This is a genomic window from Pedococcus sp. NPDC057267, from assembly GCF_042668795.1.
In the GTDB taxonomy this organism is placed as follows: domain Bacteria; phylum Actinomycetota; class Actinomycetes; order Actinomycetales; family Dermatophilaceae; genus Pedococcus.
In genome coordinates, this window is sequence record NZ_JBHUYG010000096.1 from 1 (window position 1) to 16,106 (window position 16,106).

Annotated in this window: 15 protein-coding genes; 7 read left to right on the forward strand and 8 right to left on the reverse strand. The window is 73.9% G+C overall.

Annotation, left to right across the window (positions count from 1 at the left end; all coding sequences use genetic code 11):
- A partial coding sequence (gene ligD / locus ACFUC1_RS17050; RefSeq protein WP_379121910.1) for a non-homologous end-joining DNA ligase occupies positions 1-1,429 on the reverse strand: 1,429 nt, incomplete at its 3' end.
- A 130-nt stretch (positions 1,430-1,559) separates the two neighbouring features.
- On the opposite strand from ligD, the gene msrB reads away from it, so the two are divergent.
- Positions 1,560-1,985, forward strand: coding sequence for a peptide-methionine (R)-S-oxide reductase MsrB (msrB, locus tag ACFUC1_RS17055; RefSeq protein WP_379121912.1), 426 nt, complete (start codon positions 1,560-1,562; stop codon positions 1,983-1,985).
- A gap of 58 nt (positions 1,986-2,043) precedes the next feature.
- Here the strand turns inward: msrB and ACFUC1_RS17060 are convergent, their stop codons facing one another.
- The 4 genes from ACFUC1_RS17060 to hemG form a co-directional block, all read right to left on the reverse strand.
- A complete protein-coding gene (locus ACFUC1_RS17060) occupies positions 2,044-2,484 on the reverse strand; it encodes a DUF1810 domain-containing protein (RefSeq protein WP_379121914.1) in 441 nt (146 codons plus the stop codon).
- A gap of 99 nt (positions 2,485-2,583) precedes the next feature.
- Positions 2,584-3,540, reverse strand: a complete 957-nt coding sequence (locus ACFUC1_RS17065; protein WP_379121916.1) for a cytochrome c oxidase assembly protein — start codon at positions 3,538-3,540, stop codon at positions 2,584-2,586.
- On the reverse strand, positions 3,540-4,241 hold the full coding sequence (gene hemQ, locus ACFUC1_RS17070) for a hydrogen peroxide-dependent heme synthase (RefSeq protein ID WP_379121918.1): 702 nt from the start codon (positions 4,239-4,241) through the stop codon (positions 3,540-3,542). Before hemQ ends, ACFUC1_RS17065 begins: the two co-directional genes overlap by 1 nt.
- 10 nt (positions 4,242-4,251) lie before the next feature.
- On the reverse strand, positions 4,252-5,751 hold the full coding sequence (gene hemG / locus ACFUC1_RS17075) for a protoporphyrinogen oxidase (protein ID WP_379121920.1): 1,500 nt from the start codon (positions 5,749-5,751) through the stop codon (positions 4,252-4,254).
- 116 nt (positions 5,752-5,867) lie between these two features.
- On the opposite strand from hemG, the gene ACFUC1_RS17080 reads away from it, so the two are divergent.
- Positions 5,868-6,869, forward strand: a complete 1,002-nt coding sequence (locus ACFUC1_RS17080; RefSeq protein WP_379121922.1) for a DUF4349 domain-containing protein — start codon at positions 5,868-5,870, stop codon at positions 6,867-6,869.
- 9 nt (positions 6,870-6,878) lie between these two features.
- Here ACFUC1_RS17080 and hemE read toward each other — a convergent pair whose 3' ends face one another.
- Positions 6,879-7,913, reverse strand: coding sequence for a uroporphyrinogen decarboxylase (gene hemE, locus ACFUC1_RS17085; protein ID WP_379121924.1), 1,035 nt, complete (start codon positions 7,911-7,913; stop codon positions 6,879-6,881).
- Between the two features lie 9 nt (positions 7,914-7,922).
- The gene (locus ACFUC1_RS17090; RefSeq protein WP_379121926.1) at positions 7,923-8,819 is read right to left on the reverse strand and encodes a helix-turn-helix domain-containing protein; all 897 of its coding nucleotides are present in this window, start codon (positions 8,817-8,819) and stop codon (positions 7,923-7,925) included.
- A gap of 100 nt (positions 8,820-8,919) precedes the next feature.
- Here ACFUC1_RS17090 and ACFUC1_RS17095 point away from each other — a divergent pair, with 100 nt between their 5' ends.
- Complete coding sequence (locus tag ACFUC1_RS17095) at positions 8,920-9,678, forward strand: SDR family NAD(P)-dependent oxidoreductase (protein WP_379121928.1); 759 nt, start codon at positions 8,920-8,922, stop codon at positions 9,676-9,678.
- A gap of 47 nt (positions 9,679-9,725) precedes the next feature.
- On the opposite strand, the gene ACFUC1_RS17100 is transcribed toward ACFUC1_RS17095, so the two are convergent.
- Positions 9,726-10,550 carry a DMT family transporter gene (locus ACFUC1_RS17100; protein WP_379121930.1) on the reverse strand — a complete coding sequence of 275 codons (825 nt, stop codon included), beginning with the start codon at positions 10,548-10,550 and terminating at the stop codon, positions 9,726-9,728.
- Between the two features lie 127 nt (positions 10,551-10,677).
- Between ACFUC1_RS17100 and ACFUC1_RS17105 the strand changes: the two genes are divergently transcribed.
- The 4 genes from ACFUC1_RS17105 to ACFUC1_RS17120 all read left to right on the forward strand — a co-directional run bounded on the left by ACFUC1_RS17105 (position 10,678) and on the right by ACFUC1_RS17120 (position 16,069).
- The gene (locus ACFUC1_RS17105; protein WP_379121932.1) at positions 10,678-11,262 is read left to right on the forward strand and encodes a DUF3000 domain-containing protein; all 585 of its coding nucleotides are present in this window, start codon (positions 10,678-10,680) and stop codon (positions 11,260-11,262) included.
- 25 nt (positions 11,263-11,287) lie between these two features.
- On the forward strand, positions 11,288-12,568 hold the full coding sequence (locus tag ACFUC1_RS17110; RefSeq protein WP_379121934.1) for an HRDC domain-containing protein: 1,281 nt from the start codon (positions 11,288-11,290) through the stop codon (positions 12,566-12,568).
- A 148-nt stretch (positions 12,569-12,716) separates the two neighbouring features.
- A complete protein-coding gene (locus ACFUC1_RS17115; protein ID WP_379121936.1) occupies positions 12,717-13,934 on the forward strand; it encodes a thiolase family protein in 1,218 nt (405 codons plus the stop codon).
- Positions 13,931-16,069 carry a 3-hydroxyacyl-CoA dehydrogenase NAD-binding domain-containing protein gene (locus ACFUC1_RS17120; RefSeq protein ID WP_379121938.1) on the forward strand — a complete coding sequence of 713 codons (2,139 nt, stop codon included), beginning with the start codon at positions 13,931-13,933 and terminating at the stop codon, positions 16,067-16,069. The genes ACFUC1_RS17115 and ACFUC1_RS17120 overlap by 4 nt, the downstream gene beginning before the upstream one ends.
- Positions 16,070-16,106 lie beyond the last annotated feature (37 nt).

Consider the following 16,106-nt stretch of genomic DNA (forward strand, 5'->3'; position numbering starts at 1 on the left):
GCCGCTTGACCCGGCTGGCCGCGGGGTGGATCCGCTGCTGCAGGGCGTCGAAGTCGAGGCGGTCGCCACCCTCCGGGCTGACGAGGACGATCTCGCCGTCGATGACCGCCCTCTCGGGGAAGCTCTGCAGGACCGCTTCGACGACCTCGGGGAAGTACCGGGTCATCGGCTTCTCGTTGCGGCTGCCGATCTCGACCGTGTCCCCGGACCGGAAGATGATCGACCGGAAGCCGTCCCACTTGGGCTCGAAGAGGTAGCCACCGTCGCGCGGGATCGCCTTGACCGGCTTGGCCAGCATGGGGGGCACCGGCGGCACGACCGGCCCCCAGAGCGCCTTGAGGTCGGCGTCGCGGTCGGCCTTGGGGCCCATGTACTCCTCGTCGCCCTTGTCCTTGCGCCGCTTGCTCGGCTGCACCCGCGGCGGCTCCCCCGGCATCTTGGGGTAGTCCGGCGGGAAGTTGAGCTCCCCGAGGCCCCGCTCGTGCACGTCGCGGTCCCACAGGGCGATCGCGGCGGCGACGTCGCCGACGGCGTCGTCGATGCCCGCCCAGGCGTCACCGTCGGCGGCAAGGATGCCCGGGACGGTCAGGACGGTGAAGTCGCCCGGGTCGACGTCGCGCAGGGACTCCCACGTGACGGGCATGCTCACCGGGGCGCCGGGTAGCGGCCGCGGGCTGTAGGCCGAGGCGATCGTGCGGTCGCGGCAGGCCTGGTTGAAGTCGACGAACACCCGTTCCCCGCGCTCCTCCTTCCACCAGGAGGTGGTCACGAGGTCGGGCAGCCGGCGCTCGAGCTCGCGGGCGATCCCGATGACGCCGTGCCGGACGTCGAGGAACTCGTGCGTGGGCGCCACCCGGACGAAGACGTGCACCCCGCGGTTGCCCGAGGTCTTGGGCCAGCCGGTGAGGCCGATCTCGGCCAGCACGTCCTTGAGCGCGTAGGCCGCCTCGACCGCGTCACGGAAGTCGCGGCCGGGCTGCGGGTCCAGGTCGATGCGCAGCTCGTCGGGCCGGTCGACGTCGCTCGTGCGGACCGGCCAGGGGTGGAACGTCACGGTGTTCATCTGCACGGCCCAGACGGCCGCGGCCGGCTCGTCGACGACGACCTGGAGGTGCCGGCGACCGCTCGGGTAGGTGCACATCACCGGCTCGATGAAGTCCGGCATGCCCTTGGGCGGGTTCTTGGTCCAGAACTCCTCGCCCTCGATCCCCTCGGGGAACCGCTGCAGGGTCACCGGGCGGTGGTCGAGCGCCCGCATGAGGCCGTCGGCGACGTCGACGGCATACTGCGCCAGCGCCAGCTTGGTGATCCCCCCGGGGGTCGCGTCGTCGTCGGGCCAGATGAGCCGGTCAGGGCTCGAGATCCGCACCGTCCGTCCGCCGTCCGGCCCCCCGGGCACCTCGATCTCGGTCGCCTTCGCCGCCGCCATGGGCCGAGCCTAGCCCGGGGGGTCCGACGGCCCCGGCCCATTTGTGGGCCTGCGGGACCATTTCGGGGGTGCGTGGCGTTGCACCCTGTGCCCACCCATCCGAGACACGAGAGGGCGACGAACCGTGAGCATGAAGAGCACCGACCGCACGTATGCCGTGAGCAAGACCGACGAGCAGTGGCGGGCCGAGCTCAGCCCCGCCGAGTACGACGTCCTGCGCCGCGCCGGCACCGAGCGACCCTTCGTCGGCAAGTACACCGACACGACCACCGAGGGCGTCTACGCCTGTCGGGCCTGCGGCGCCGAGCTGTTCACCTCGGACACCAAGTTCGAGAGCCACTGCGGCTGGCCGTCGTTCTACTCGCCGCTCGCCGGGGACACCGTCGAGTACATCGAGGACAACAGCCTCGGCATGAAGCGGGTCGAGGTCCGCTGCGCCACCTGCGGCAGCCACCTCGGGCACGTCTTCGAGGGCGAGGGGTACGACACACCCACCGACCAGCGCTACTGCATCAACTCGATCAGCCTGACCCTGCGGCCGAAGGCCGACGCCTGAGGCACGACGCCCCGCTGACGGGCCCTGACCGGCCCGTCAGCCCGGCCCGGGCGCTGCCTCAGAGCCGGACGATCGTGGCCGGGTCCTCCTCGCCGCCGTAGTACTGCGACAGGACCGCGCGGAACACCGCGCGGTCCTCGTCGTGCTCCGCCGCGTGCGCGAAGAGCGTCATCGACGACCGGAGCTTCACCGCGTCGATGCCGCCCAGCACGGCCTGCGGGTCCGAGCCGCCCAGGTCGAGCAGCGCCTGCGCGCACTCGAGCAGCCGCGGGCCGAGGACGGGGTGCGCGAGGTAGGCGCGGGCCTCCTCGACGCCGGAGACGGCGTACTCGCGCGCCATCGGGCTGGACCCGAGTCCCGCCACCTGGGGGAAGACGAACCACATCCAGTGGCTTCGCTTGGAGCCGGCGCGCAGCTCGGCGAGGGCCGTCGAGTACGTCCCGCCCTCGTCCTGGGCGCTGACGAAGCGGTCGAGGTCAGGTGAGGCGGCGGGGGTCATGCGCCCATCGTGCCCGCGCCGCGGCGGCGTTGCAGGGGCGGCCCCGGTTCAGGGGCGGCCCCGGTTCACGGGCGGGCCCGGTTCACGGGCGGGCCCGGTTCACGGGCGGGGGCGTCGGTGCGCGAACCGCGGGTCGGTCTCCCACCACGGCCGGTCGAGCAGGGGCTCGGCGACCGGCGTCTCGGGTCCTGCGGTCACGGTCTCCTCTGCCGTTTGCTCGGCTCGTTCGCGGTCCAGCCGGGCGTCGACGGCGGCCGCCTCCCTGGCGTCGGCACGCACCCAGGCCAGGACCGTGGCCGCGAGCAGCGGCAGGCCGACCGCCTCGGCGATGCCGAACATCGCGCCACCGCCGAGCCGCTGCTGCCACAGCGGGTCCGGTGCCGCGAGGTAGGCCGCCACCGGCGCCCCCAAGAGGGCCGGCGACGCCATCACGACCACGCCGGGCACCGCGTCGAACAGGCCGTCGGCGAAGCCGATCAGCACACGCACGCCGGCCGTGCACCACTGCGGCACCAGCTCGTCGGCGAGCAGCGGCAGGGTGAAGAGGACCCCGGTGCCGAGCAGCACGGCATACGTCGCCTCGCGCAGCCAGTCGTCGCGCAGGCTGTCGGCGAGCCACGGGGTGACGAAGAGCAGCAGGTGCACCGCCGTCGCGACGACCGAGGCCAGCAGCGGGAACATCACCACGCGCGCCACGCGGCCGGACAGCACGCGGTCCAGCCGCTGCACTCCCCCGCCCAGCGCACGACGCGCCACCCCCACCGGGTCGCCGAGCGCGAGGCCGACCGGCGTGATCGCGGCCAGCACGGCCGACTGCGCAGCGGCGGCGACGAACGAGTGTCCACGGTCCGCGGCCAGCCCGCCGTCGGTCGCCAGCACCAGCGAGCCGACCCCGAGCCCGAGGAAGGCCAGCGTGCGCAGCACGCCCACCCGGTGGCCGTGGGACCGGCCGGCTCGCAGCGCGAGGACGTAGCCCACGGCGAGCGTGACGGCGAGCGCGGTCCCGAACGGCGACACCACCCACCGCGTGAGCAGGTCGGTCACCGGGAACGACATCAGCGCAGCGACGCGACCAGGTCGGCCACCTCGACCCGGCGACCGGTGTGGAACGGGACCTCCTCGCGGACGTGCATCCGCGCGCGGGAGGCCCGCAGCTCACGCATCAGGTCGACGATGCGGTGCAGCTCGTCGGCCTCGAACGCCAGGACCCACTCGTAGTCGTTCAGCGCGAACGAGGCGATGGTGTTGGCGCGGACGTCGGGGTACTCGCGCGCCATCTGCCCGTGCTCGCGCAGCATGTCGCGGCGCTCCTTGTCCTCGAGCAGGTACCACTCGTAGGACCGCACGAACGGGTAGACGCAGATCCAGTCCTTGGGGTTCTCGTCGGCGAGGAACGCCGGGATGTGGCTCTTGTTGAACTCCGCGGGGCGGTGCAGCGCGGCCGCGGACCAGGTGCTCTCGAGCTGCCGCCCGAGCTCGGTGCGCAGCAGGGCACGGTAGGCCGCCTGCAGGTCCTCCATGCGCTCGGCGTGCCACCAGACCATGAAGTCGGCGTCGGCGCGCATGCCGCCGAGCTCGTAGACCCCGCGCACGACGACGCCGGTCTCCACGAGCGAGGCGAACAGCTCCTCGACCTCCTTGGCGACCACGTCGCGGTTCTCGCCCAGCGGTGCGGTGACCGAGAAGACGGACCACATGGCATACCGGATCGAGTCGTTGATCTCACGGATGCGGGACGGGGAGGGCTTGCTGCTCATGCAGCCATTGTCACCCCTGCTCGGCGCGGGTCCGCAGGTGGGTCAGGACCGCCTCGGCCGCCGCCCGACCGCTCGCGACGCAGGCGGGGATGCCCACACCGTCGTATGCCGCGCCGGCCACCTCCAGCCCCGGCAGGGACGCGACCCCGGCCCGGATCCGGGAGACGCGGTCGACGTGCCCGACGGTGTACTGGGGCAGGGCCCCTCCCCACCGCTGGACGTGCGCGTCGACCAGCCGCGGCAGCGGGTGCCCCAGCGCCTCGCTGACCTCGGCCACGGCGAGCGCCTCGAGCTCGTTGTCGGGCCGCTGCAGGTCGCTCGTCTCGCCGTAGCGACCCACGGACGCGCGCAGGAAGACCAGGTCGTCGGCGGTCTGCGCCACCCACCCCCACTTCGAGGACGTGAAGGTGCTGGCCTTGATGGTGCGCCCCTCGGTGGCCGGGACGAGGAAGCCCGAGCCGGGCAGGTGGCGGGCGGCGTCCTGGGCGTCGTCAACGCCGACGGCCAGGGTCACGATGGCCATCGAGGCGTAGGGGATGTCGCCGAGCTCGCGGGCAGCGGCTGGGGCGTGGGGCGTGAGCAGGCGGCTCGTGGGAAGGGCCGGCGTGGCGAGCACGACGGCGTCGGCGAGGAGGCGCTCGGGCGCCGTACGCGGACCCACGACGACCGACCAGCCGCCCCCCTCGGACTCCGGCCGCGGCGCCACCTCGCGGGCGATGGTCTCGCTGCGGACCTCCACGCCCTCGGCACGCAGCTGCTCGGTGAGGACCTCGGCCAGGCGGCCGATCCCTCCCTCGAGCCCGGCGAAGACGGGGGTGGGCCCCGAGCCGGCCACCGGGACCGGCGCCGAGCCCGAGGAGGCCGAGGCGGTCACCGCCGCCTCGTTCGCCGCCGCCGCCCGCGCCGCGGCCGCCGCAGCCTCCCCCAGGAGCGAGCCGCCGCGGCGGGCGGCCTCGAACACCTGCGGCAGGCACGCCCGCAGCGACAGCGACCGGGCCTGCCCGGCGTACACGCCGCCGAGGAGGGGCTCGACCAGCCGGTCCACCACGGCGTCGCCGAGGCGGGCCGCGACGTAGTCGCCCACGGACACGTCGTCGAAGTCGCCACCGGTCCACGGCTGCTCGTCCGCGAGGCGGGCGACCTCGTCCGGGCTGAGGATGCCGGCGGCCGACGCGGGGGTCGACGGGATGCCCATGAGCGTGCCCTTCGGCATGGGCTGGAGCTCGCCACGCGACCAGATCGAGGCCGAGGTCGTCGCGGGGTGGACACGGTGCCCGGCCAGCCCGACCTCGTCCATGAGTGCGATGGCCTCCGGGCGCCGGGCGAGCACCGACTCGGCCCCCACGTCCAGCGCGAAGCCGGCGACCGGCTCGCGGCGCAACTTGCCGCCCGGGCGGTCACTGGCGTCGAGGACGGTGACCGACACCGCGGCATCCGCACGCGTCAGGGCCCAGGCGCAGGCAAGCCCGGAGATCCCGCCCCCGATGACGACGACTCGTGACCGAAGCATGTCCACATGCTGTCAAGACCGTGACTGTTCCGATACCGCGGGCTGGGAACGTCGCGGTTCCAGGGCCAGTCGCACCGGTGTCAGCAGGTTCCGCCGCTCACCCGTAGGGGGTCGTCATGCCAGTCCCGACACACCGTCCCACCGTCCGCGTCACGGCCGCGCTCACTGCCGCCGTCGCCGCCCTCGTCCTCGCCGGCTGCGCGGGCGGGAGCAGCGACAGCTCCAGCGGCGCGGCCCGGGTCGACTCCGCGTCCGGCGGGGGCGGCGCGAAGTCCCTCGCCGACGGGTCGGCCGGCTCGTCCGGCTCCCCCGCCCAGCCCTCGTCCGGCGGGAAGTCCTCGGGCGCCTCGGGCTCCGCGGCGCAGCAGGTCTCGCCCGCGAGCCTGCGCGCCGCCCAACAGCAGCTCGCCCGCCGTGCCTCCGTGGCGCTGGAGGTGAAGAGCATCTCGCAGGCGGTGGCGCGCGTCCGCGCCACGACAGCGGCCTCGGACGGGATCATCCTGTCCGAGAACATCGGCACGACGGACGGCACCGCACCGCCCGCCGAGCGCTCGAAGGTCAGCGCCACCACCTACGGCGAGATCACCGTCTCCGTGCCCAGCGACAAGCTCGACACGGTCGTGGCCGACCTCGCCTCGGTGGGCACGGTCCTGCGCTCCACGACCGCCAGCGAGGACGTCGGATCCCAGATCGTCGACACCCAGTCCCGCCTGGAGACCATGCGGGTCAGCGTGGCCCGGGTGCGAGCGTTCCTCGACCAGGCGAAGGGTCTGGACCAGGTGGTCACGCTCGAGGCCGAGCTGACCCGCCGGGAGTCCGACCTCGAGGCGCTCGAGGCGCAGCTCGCCTCGCTCAAGGACAGCGTCGCGATGTCGCCGGTCCAGGTCAGCCTCACCACCCAGCCCGAGGTGGTGCAGCCGAGGAAGGCCGACACCGGCTTCCTGGCGGGCCTGCGCAGCGGGTGGGACGCCTTCACCGGCTCGGCGACCGTGGCCCTCACCGTGGTGGGCGCGGTGCTGCCGTTCGCGGTGCTGCTGGCGCTCGTCGGCCTGCCGGTGCTCGTGTGGCTGCGCCGGCGCCGGCCGCTCGCGGCGCCGCCTGCCGCGCTGCCTCAGTGAGGACGTGGGTCAGCGCGCGCTGACCTCGTGGACGAGCTCGACGACGCGGGTGAGGACGTCGGGGTCGGTGTCGGGCAGGACGCCGTGGCCCAGGTTGAAGATGTGGCCCGGCGCCGCCCGGCCCTCCTCGACGATCTCGCGCACCTTGGCCTCGAGGGCCTCCCAGGGAGCGAAGAGGAGGGCGGGGTCGAGGTTGCCCTGCACGGCATACGCGCCGCCGAGGCGGGCGATCGCGTCCGTGAGCGACACCCGGAAGTCCACGCCCACGACGTCGGCGCCGGCGGCGCCCATCGACGCGAGCAGCTCGCCGGTGCCGACGCCGAAGTGGATGCGCGGTGTGCCGCGTGCCTCCACCGCCGCGAGCGCCGCCGCGGAGTGGGGCTGGACGAACCTCTCGTAGTCGGCCCGGGGCAGCGCCCCGACCCAGGAGTCGAACAGCTGGACCGCCGAGGCGCCGGCGGCGGCCTGCACGTCGAGGAAGGCACCGGAGATCTGGGCGAGCCGGGCGCACAGGTCGTGCCACAGCTGCGGGTCGCCGTACATGAGCGCCTTGGTGTGCTCGTGGTTCTTGCTCGGGCCACCCTCGACGAGGTAGCTGGCCAGGGTGAACGGCGCCCCTGCGAACCCGATGAGCGGCGTCGCTCCCAGCTCGGCGGTGAGGAGCCGCACCGACTCGGTGATGTCGGGGACGTGCTCGGGGGTGAGCTCGGGCAGCCGGTCGAGGTCGGCCCGGGTGCGGACCGGCTTGGCGACGACCGGGCCGACACCGGCGACGATGTCGAGGTCCACGCCGACCGCCGCGAGCGGGACGACGATGTCGGAGAAGAAGATCGCGGCGTCCACGCCGTGGCGGCGGACGGGCTGCAGGGTGATCTCGGTGACGAGGTCGGGGCGCCGGCAGGACTCGAGCATCCCGACGCCCTCACGGACCTTGCGGTACTCCGGCAGCGAGCGCCCGGCCTGGCGCATGAACCACACGGGGGTGTGCGGCACGGGCTGGCGCCGGGCGGCCCGGACGAGGGCGGAGTCTGCTGGGGAGGTCACCGGGCAATCCTAGGTCGGCCGCGCGACTCCTCCGGACGCCCCGGCCCGCTCCTGGAGGTCCTGGGTCCCGAGCACCCGCAGCAGCGCCAGGGCCTCGGCCTCCGGCGTGCCCGGCGCCGCCGAGTAGACGACGAGCAGCTGGTCGGCGTCCGGGACGTGCAGCGTGTCGCACTCGAGGGTGAGCGGCCCGACCGCCGGGTGGAGCAGGGTCTTGCGGTGGCTGCGCCAGGCGCCGGCCGTCGTGTCGTCCCACAGCTGCGCGAACTCCGGCGAGCCCGTCCGCAGGTCGCGCAGGAGCCGCTGGAGGTCGGGATCGCGCGGGTAGCGCGCCGCCGCCCGCCGCAGGTTGGCCACGCTCTGGCGCGCGATCGCGGCACGCTCCTCCGGCGTGCCGCCGACGGGTGTCATCCGCTCGCCGACGGGGTCGGGCAGGAACCGCAGGCGGGCGAGGTTACGCTGCTCGGGCCGAAGGCTGGACCAGTCCCCCTGCAGCGCCGCCGACATGGCGTTCCAGGCGAGCACGTCACCCTTGGCGCTCTGGACCAGCGCGGGCAGGTCGGCGAACCGGTCGATGAGCCGCAGGACCGAGGGACGCACGTGCACGTCGACCGTGCCCTGCTCCGGTGGGGGGCTCCCGGCCAGCCGGAACAGCTCGTCCCGGGCGTCGACGTCCAGGCGCAGGGCTCGCGCCAGCGCGCCGAGCACCTGGGTGGACGGTTGGGGTCCGCGGCCCTGCTCCAGCCGGACCACGTAGTCGACGCTGATCCCGGCCAGGAGCGCGAGCTCCTCGCGGCGCAGGCCCGGCACCCGGCGCCGTGACCCGGCCGCGAGGCCGACGTCCTCCGGGCGCACGGCCTCACGGGCGCGGCGCAGGACGGCAGCGAGGCGGGGGCGGTCGGGTGGCACGCATCCAGCATCCCCTGCCGCGCCCTGGCGTGGGTAGGACTGCCGCTCCCACGACGAGCCGTCCCTTCCGGCGGGCCGGCGGCAGCCGCACGGTGGTCCCATGACAACGACCACCGACACCGCTCCCGACGCCCCCACGGGCCGCACCCCCACCACCGTCCTCGTCACCGGGGCCAACAAGGGCCTGGGCCTGGAGACCTCGCACCGGCTGGCCGAGCTCGGCTGGACCGTGTGGATGGCGGCCCGGGACCGCGAGCGCGGCGAGACCGCCGCGCGCGAGGTCTCCGCCGCGCACCCCGACGCGGCCGTGCGGTTCGTCGAGCTCGACGTGACGGACGACGACTCCGTCGCCAAGGCGTACGAGGTCGTCTCGGGGTCGGGCACGGGGCTCGACGTCCTCGTCAACAACGCCGGGGTCATCGGTGGCGGACGCCCCACCCTGGAGACGACACCGGCGGACCTCCTGCCGGTCCTCGACGTCAACCTGCTCGGGCCGGCGCGGGTGACGCACGCCTTCCTGCCGCTGCTCACCGCCTCGCGGCGGCCGAGGCTGGTCATGGTGTCCAGCGGGCTCGGCTCGATCCAGCTGGTCAACGACCCCTCACGGACCGAGTCGAGGGTCCCGGGGCTCGCGTACCAGTCGTCCAAGGCCGCGCTCAACATGGTGACGACGCTCTACGCCAAGGCCCTGCCGGACGTGCGGGTCTGCGCGGTCGACCCGGGCTACACCGCGACCGACCTCAACGGCCACTCCGGCCCCCAGACGGTCCGCGAGGGCACGGACGCGATCGTCACCGCGGCGGCGGCCGACGTGGTGCCCGGGCAGCACTTCGACCGGTACGGCGTCAGCCCCGCCTGAGGGCCTGTCCCACGTGCGGCAGCGTCCCGGGCGCGTCGCGGTCCTGCTCAGAGGGCGATGACCGCGGCGCCGACGAGGGACAGGACGGCGCCCACGCGCTGGATCGCGCGCAGCCGCTCCTTGAGCACCACCCGGGCCAGCAGGATCGTGACGACCGGGTAGAGCGACCCCAGGACGCTCGCGATGCTGACCTGGCCACGGCTGCTGGCCAGGCCGAAGAGGATGTTGGCGAGCATGTCCCCGCAGCCGATGACCAGCAGCGCCGGGAGCTCGCGGGCCACGACGCCGCCGACCGAGCGCGCCACGAGCGCCACCACGGTGAAGACGACGACCGAGGTGGCCCGCATCCCCCACAGCGTCATCAGGGTCGAGGTGCGCGCCCCCCGGTCGATGCAGAACAGCGCCAGGCCGAACCCGACGGCGGCGACCCCGGCCAGCACCACCGGCCGCGGCGACACGTCACCGCTGAGCTCCGGCCCCGAGGCGAGGGTGACGCCGATGACCGCGACGAGGATGCCCACCCACGTCCACGGGCCGGGCTCGTCGCCCGTGGCCACACCGAGCAGCACCGGCACCGCGACCCCGAGCGCGGCGATCGGGGCGACGACACCCATCGTCCCGATCGACAGCGCCGTGTAGAAGCAGAGCAGCCCGGTGAGGCCGGACAGGCCCGCGGCCACGGACCACAGCGGCCAGCCGTGCCACGGCACGTGCCCGAGCTGGGTGAGCACCACGACCGAGATGACGAGGAAGGCCAGGGCCTGCGTCCAGCCGACCACCGCGACCGCCGGGCGCCGGCGCGAGAACAGCCCCGCGAAGAAGTCCGACGTCCCCCACACGGCGCTCGACGCGAGGGCGAGCAGGGAGACCATGCGCGCACGGTACCCACCCTGAGCCGGCGCGCTCGCGGGGCGTCCACGCGGAGGCCCTGGACCGCCCGACACCCCGTGCGGCGCGGCGTTGCCTGTGATACGTGACCCCTCGGCATACGCTCTGACGGTGGGCAGCCGAACGGTCCCCGGAGACCACTCACCCGAGTTCGCGCAGGCGTTGGCCGATCTGCGTGGAGCGCGCCTGCGCGCCGAGATCCGGCTCACCGAGGTGCCGGCGCCGCAGCGCATCGCGCCGTATGCCGTGGCCCTCACCGCCGAGGTGGTGGGCGCGGCCGCGGACGAGGACGAGCTCGCCTCGGGCCGCTTCGTCCTGCTGCACGACCCGTCCGTGCCCGAGCCGTGGGACGGCGCCTGGCGTGCGGTGACGTTCGCGCGGGCCGAGCTCGAGCCCGAGCTGGCGACCGACCCCATGCTCGGCGCCGTCGGCTGGTCGTGGCTCGTCGACGCGCTCGACAGCCACCACGTCGGCTACACCGCGGAGGCCGGCACGGTCACCCGCGTGGTCTCCGAGAGCTTCGCCGGGCTGTCCGACCGGCCGGCCAGCGTCGAGATGGAGGTGCGCGCCTCGTGGACCCCGGTGACCGGCAACGTGGGCGCCCACCTGCTCGCGTGGTCGGACCTGCTGTGCACCATCGCCGGCCTGCCTCCGCTGCCCGAGGGCGTCATCGCCCTGCCGGGCCCACGCCGCTGAGGGACCCAGCCGGTAGGTTGGGCCGGTGACCGACACCGACGCCGCGCGTGACGCCGAGCTGGACCCGGCGCCCGACGCCACCCCGGCGGTCGACCTCATCCCCCTCGACATGCCCGCCGAGGGCGTGCCCCCGGTCGTCGAGACCGAGCGCGCGCTCATGGAGGCGGCCCGCGCCATCCGGGCCGGCGAGGGACCGGTGGCGCTCGACGCCGAGCGTGCGAGCGGTTACCGGTACGGCCAGCGCGCGTACCTCGTGCAGCTGCGCCGGGAGGGCGCCGGCACGTGGCTGATCGACCCCATCGCCTGCCCCGACCTGTCCCCGGTCGACGAGGCCATCGGCAACGCCGAGTGGATCCTGCACGCCGCGACCCAGGACCTCGCCTGCCTCGCCGAGGTGGGCCTGCGACCGCGTCAGCTCTTCGACACCGAGCTCGCCGGTCGGTTGCTCGGCCTGCCCCGGGTCGGCCTGGCCGCCGTCGTCGAGCACTACCTCGGGCTCTCGCTCGCCAAGGAGCACTCGGCCGTCGACTGGTCGACCCGCCCCCTGCCGGAGCCGTGGCTGCGCTACGCCGCCCTCGACGTCGAGGTCCTCGTCGACCTGCGCAACCTCATGGGTGTCGACCTCGCGCGCCAGGGCAAGGACGGCTGGGCCCGCGAGGAGTTCGAGGCGCTGCTCGGCTTCACCGGCCCGGCCCCGCGCATCGACCCGTGGCGCCGCACGTCCGGGATGCACAAGGTCCGGCACCGCCGCACCGCGGCGATGGTCCGCGAGCTGTGGGAGGCGCGCGACGCCATCGCCCGGGACCGTGACGTCTCGCCCGGCCGCGTGCTGCCCGACGCCGCGATCGTCGACATCGCGATGGCGGCGCCGTCCAGCCCCGACCAGCTGCCCGGCGGCCACCGCGCGGTGCGCCGGTACCAGCGCCAGTGGCTCGAGGCCGTCGCCCGCGCGGGTCAGATCCCGGAGGACAAGCTGCCGCCGATGACACTGCGCTCCGACGGGCCGCCCCCGGCGCGCGCGTGGGCCGAACGCGACCCGGTCGCGGCCGCCCGGCTGTCGCAGGCCCGGGCCGACCTCACCGCGTACGCGGCCGACCGCAACGTCCCCGTCGAGAACGTCCTGTCGCCCGACCCGCTGCGCCGCGTCGTCTGGACCCCGCCGGCCGACCGCAGCGCTGAGGGCTTCGCCGACGCGCTCGCCCGGCTGGGCGCGCGGCGGTGGCAGACCGACATCGTCGCCCCGATGGTCGCGCGCGCGTTCGCCGACCACCCGGACGCCGACGCCGACCGACCCGACGCTGAATGACCCGACGCGGACTGACCCGCGGCGGGTCCTCGCCCGGGTGACGGCCCTCACTTCCGGGGTGCCGTGACCCACGGGTTACCCGCGGGTAGCATCGACCGGTACGCACCGGCATACCGGTGTCACCCGCACCTTCCAAGGGAGGCCACTCGTGCCCCGCACTCTGCGTGAGGTCGTGTTCGTCGACGGCGTCCGGACGCCGTTCGGCAAGGCCGGGGAGAAGGGCATCTACGCCCAGACCCGAGCCGACGACCTCGTCATCAAATGCATCCGTGAGCTCATCCGCCGCCACCCCGAGCTGCCGCCGGAGCGGGTGGAGGAGGTCGCGATCGCCGCGACGACCCAGATCGGCGACCAGGGCCTGACCCTCGGCCGCATCGCTGCCCTGCTCTCCGGCCTGCCGAAGACCACCCCCGGCTACTCGATCGACCGCATGTGCGCGGGCGCGATGACCGCCGTGACGACGACCGCGAGCTCGATCGCGTTCGGCGCCATCGACGTCGCGATCGCCGGCGGCGTCGAGCACATGGGCCGCCACCCCATGGGTGAGGGCGTCGACCCCAACCCGCGGATCGTCGCCGAGAAGCTCGTCGACCCGTCCGCGCTCGTCATGGGCTCGACCGCCGAGAACCTGCACGACCGCTTCCCGCAGCTCACCAAGGAGCGCAGCGACGCGTATGCCGTGGCCTCCCAGGAGAAGCTCGCCAAGGCCTACGCCAACAACCAGGTGCAGCCCGACCTCGTGCCGGTCGCGACCCGCCACGAGGAGCTCGGCTGGGGCCTGGCCACCCAGGACGAGCCGCCGCGCCCCGGCACCACGGTCGAGGACCTCGCGCAGCTGAAGACGCCGTTCCGCCCGCACGGCAACGTCACCGCCGGCAACTCCGCCGGCCTCAACGACGGTGCCACCGCGTGCATCCTCGCCTCCGCCGAGGCCGCCGAGGAGCTCGGCCTGCCGGTGCGGATGCGGCTCGTCGACTTCGCCTTCGTCGGCGTCGAGCCCGAGGTCATGGGCATCGGCCCGGTGCCCGCCGCCGAGAAGGCGCTGCGCAAGGCCGGCCTGTCGATCGACGACATCGGCCTGTTCGAGCTCAACGAGGCGTTCGCGGTGCAGGTGCTCGCTTTCCTCGACCACTTCGGCATCGCCGACGACGACGAGCGCGTCAACCAGTACGGCGGCGCCATCGCCACCGGCCACCCCCTCGCCTCCTCCGGCGTGCGGCTGATGACCCAGCTCGCGCGCCAGTTCGAGGAGCACCCCGAGGTGCGCTACGGCATGACCGCCATGTGCATCGGCATCGGCATGGGCGGCGCGGTCATCTGGGAGAACCCCAACCACGCCGACTACGGCAAGGAGGACGCAGCGTGAGCACGGACACCCAGCAGCAGGCCCCGGCGGACAGGGCCGCCCAGGGCTTCGAGGAGGTCGTGACCCACACCCCGGTCCGCGACATCGCCCTCCCCGGCGGCGCGGGCACCCTCGCGCTCGTCACCCTCGACAACGGGTTCGACCACACCAAGCCGAACACGTTCGGCCCCAAGACCATCGAGGGCCTCGTCGCCACGGTGGCGGAGCTGCGCCGGCGGGCCGACGCGGGTGAGATCCAGGCCGTCGGCATCACCGGCAAGCCGTTCATCTTCGCGGTCGGCGCCGACCTCAAGGCCGTGGGCCAGGCCCGCACCCGCGAGGACGCGCTCGGGGTCGCCCGCGCCGGGCACGCGGCATTCGCCGGCATCATGGACCTGCCCGTCCCGACGTTCGCGTTCGTCAACGGTGCGGCCATGGGGGGTGGCGTGGAGATCGCGCTGTCCGCCGACTACCGCACCATCTCGTCCGGGGTGCCCGCGATCGCGCTGCCCGAGACCTTCCTCGGCCTCGTCCCCGGGTGGGGCGGCTGCTGGCTGCTGCCGAACCTCGTCGGTCCTGCCAACGCGCTCAAGGTCATCATCGACAACCCGATGAACATGAACCGCATGCTCAAGGGCCCGCAGGCCTTCGAGCTGGGCATCGCCGACGCCATGTTCGAGCCAGCCGACTTCCTCGAGGAGTCGCTGCTCTGGGCGGCCAAGGTCGTCACGGGTGAGACGACCGTCGAGCGCCCCGAGGTGAGCCGCGACGAGGCCGAGTGGGCCGCCGCCCTCAAGGCCGCCAAGGGCGTCGTCGACCTCAAGACCGGCGGCAAGTCCCCCGCGCCGTACCGCGCCCTGGAGCTCGTCGAGGCGGCCCGCACGGCCACCCGCGACGAGGGCTTCGCCGCCGAGGACGAGGCGCTCGCCGACCTCGTCATGGGCGACGAGCTGCGCGCCGGCCTGTACTCGTTCGACCTCGTGCAGCGCCGCGCCAAGCGGCCCGCCGGGGCGCCGGACAAGTCGCTGGCCCGCAAGGTCACCAAGGTCGGCATCGTCGGGGCGGGCCTCATGGCCAGCCAGCTCGCGCTGCTGTTCGCCAAGAACCTCGAGGTGCCGGTCGTCATGACCGACCTGGACGAGGAGCGCGTCGCCAAGGGGGTCGGCTACGTGCACGGCGAGGTCGACAAGCTGCTCGCCAAGGGCCGCCTCGGGGGCGACAAGGCGAACCGGCTCAAGGGCCTGGTCACCGGGTCGACCTCCAAGGACGGCTTCGCCGACGCCGACTTCGTGCTCGAGGCCGTCTTCGAGGAGATGTCGGTCAAGAAGCAGGTGTGGGCCGAGGTCGAGGCCATCGTAGGCGAGGAGTGCGTCCTCGCGACCAACACCTCCTCGCTGTCGATCACCGAGATGGCCTCGGAGCTGCAGCACCCCGAGCGGGTCGTGGGCTTCCACTTCTTCAACCCGGTCGCCGTCATGCCGCTGCTCGAGATCATCAAGGGCGAGCAGACCGACGACGCCACGCTGGCCACCGCGTTCGCCACCGGCAAGGGCCTGAAGAAGACGACGATCCTGGTCAAGGACTCCCCCAGCTTCATCGTCAACCGGCTGCTCGGCCGCTTCATGGGCGAGGTCGCCCGGGTCGTCGACGAGGGCACGCCGATCGAGGTGGCGGACCGCGCGTTCGCCGGCCTCGCGCCGATGCCGCCGTTCATCCTGCTCGGTCTCGTCGGGCCTGCGATCGCGCTGCACAACAACGAGACCCTGGCCAGGGCGTTCCCCGACCGGTTCTACGTGTCGGAGAACCTGCGCAAGGTCGTCGCCGCGAAGAAGCCGGCGATCTACACCTGGCCCGAGGGCAAGCCGGTCGTCGACCCCGAGGTCGAGGCGCTGTTCGACAAGGCCGCCGACCCGGTGGTCCTCACCACCGAGGAGGTCCGCGAGCGCGTCCTCGGCGTCCTGGCCGACGAGGCCCGCCGGATGCTGGACGAGGGCGTCGCGCAGGCCCCGATGGACCTCGACCTGGCGATGATCACCGGCGCCGGCTTCCAGTTCTGGAACGGTGGCCTGACGCCGCTGCTCGACCGCGAGGGCGTCTCGGAGAAGGTCACCGGCACGCGCTTCCTGCCGCCGGGCGTGGCCAGCGTCCCCGCCTGAGCGCACACCCCCGGGACGGAGGGGCGGCACGCGACAC

Excerpts from the sequence above, each read along its gene's own strand:
- ACFUC1_RS17065 (WP_379121916.1), bottom strand. The coding sequence starts at position 3,540 with ATGTCGTTCCCGGTGACCGACCTGCTCACGCGGTGGGTGGTGTCGCCG.
- ACFUC1_RS17095 (WP_379121928.1), top strand. The coding sequence starts at position 8,920 with ATGACAACGACCACCGACACCGCTCCCGACGCCCCCACGGGCCGCACC.
- hemG (WP_379121920.1), bottom strand. The coding sequence starts at position 5,751 with ATGCTTCGGTCACGAGTCGTCGTCATCGGGGGCGGGATCTCCGGGCTT.
- ACFUC1_RS17100 (WP_379121930.1), bottom strand. The coding sequence starts at position 10,550 with ATGGTCTCCCTGCTCGCCCTCGCGTCGAGCGCCGTGTGGGGGACGTCG.
- ACFUC1_RS17080 (WP_379121922.1), top strand. The coding sequence starts at position 5,868 with ATGCCAGTCCCGACACACCGTCCCACCGTCCGCGTCACGGCCGCGCTC.
- hemQ (WP_379121918.1), bottom strand. The coding sequence starts at position 4,241 with ATGAGCAGCAAGCCCTCCCCGTCCCGCATCCGTGAGATCAACGACTCG.
- ACFUC1_RS17060 (WP_379121914.1), bottom strand. The coding sequence starts at position 2,484 with ATGACCCCCGCCGCCTCACCTGACCTCGACCGCTTCGTCAGCGCCCAG.
- msrB (WP_379121912.1), top strand. The coding sequence starts at position 1,560 with ATGAAGAGCACCGACCGCACGTATGCCGTGAGCAAGACCGACGAGCAG.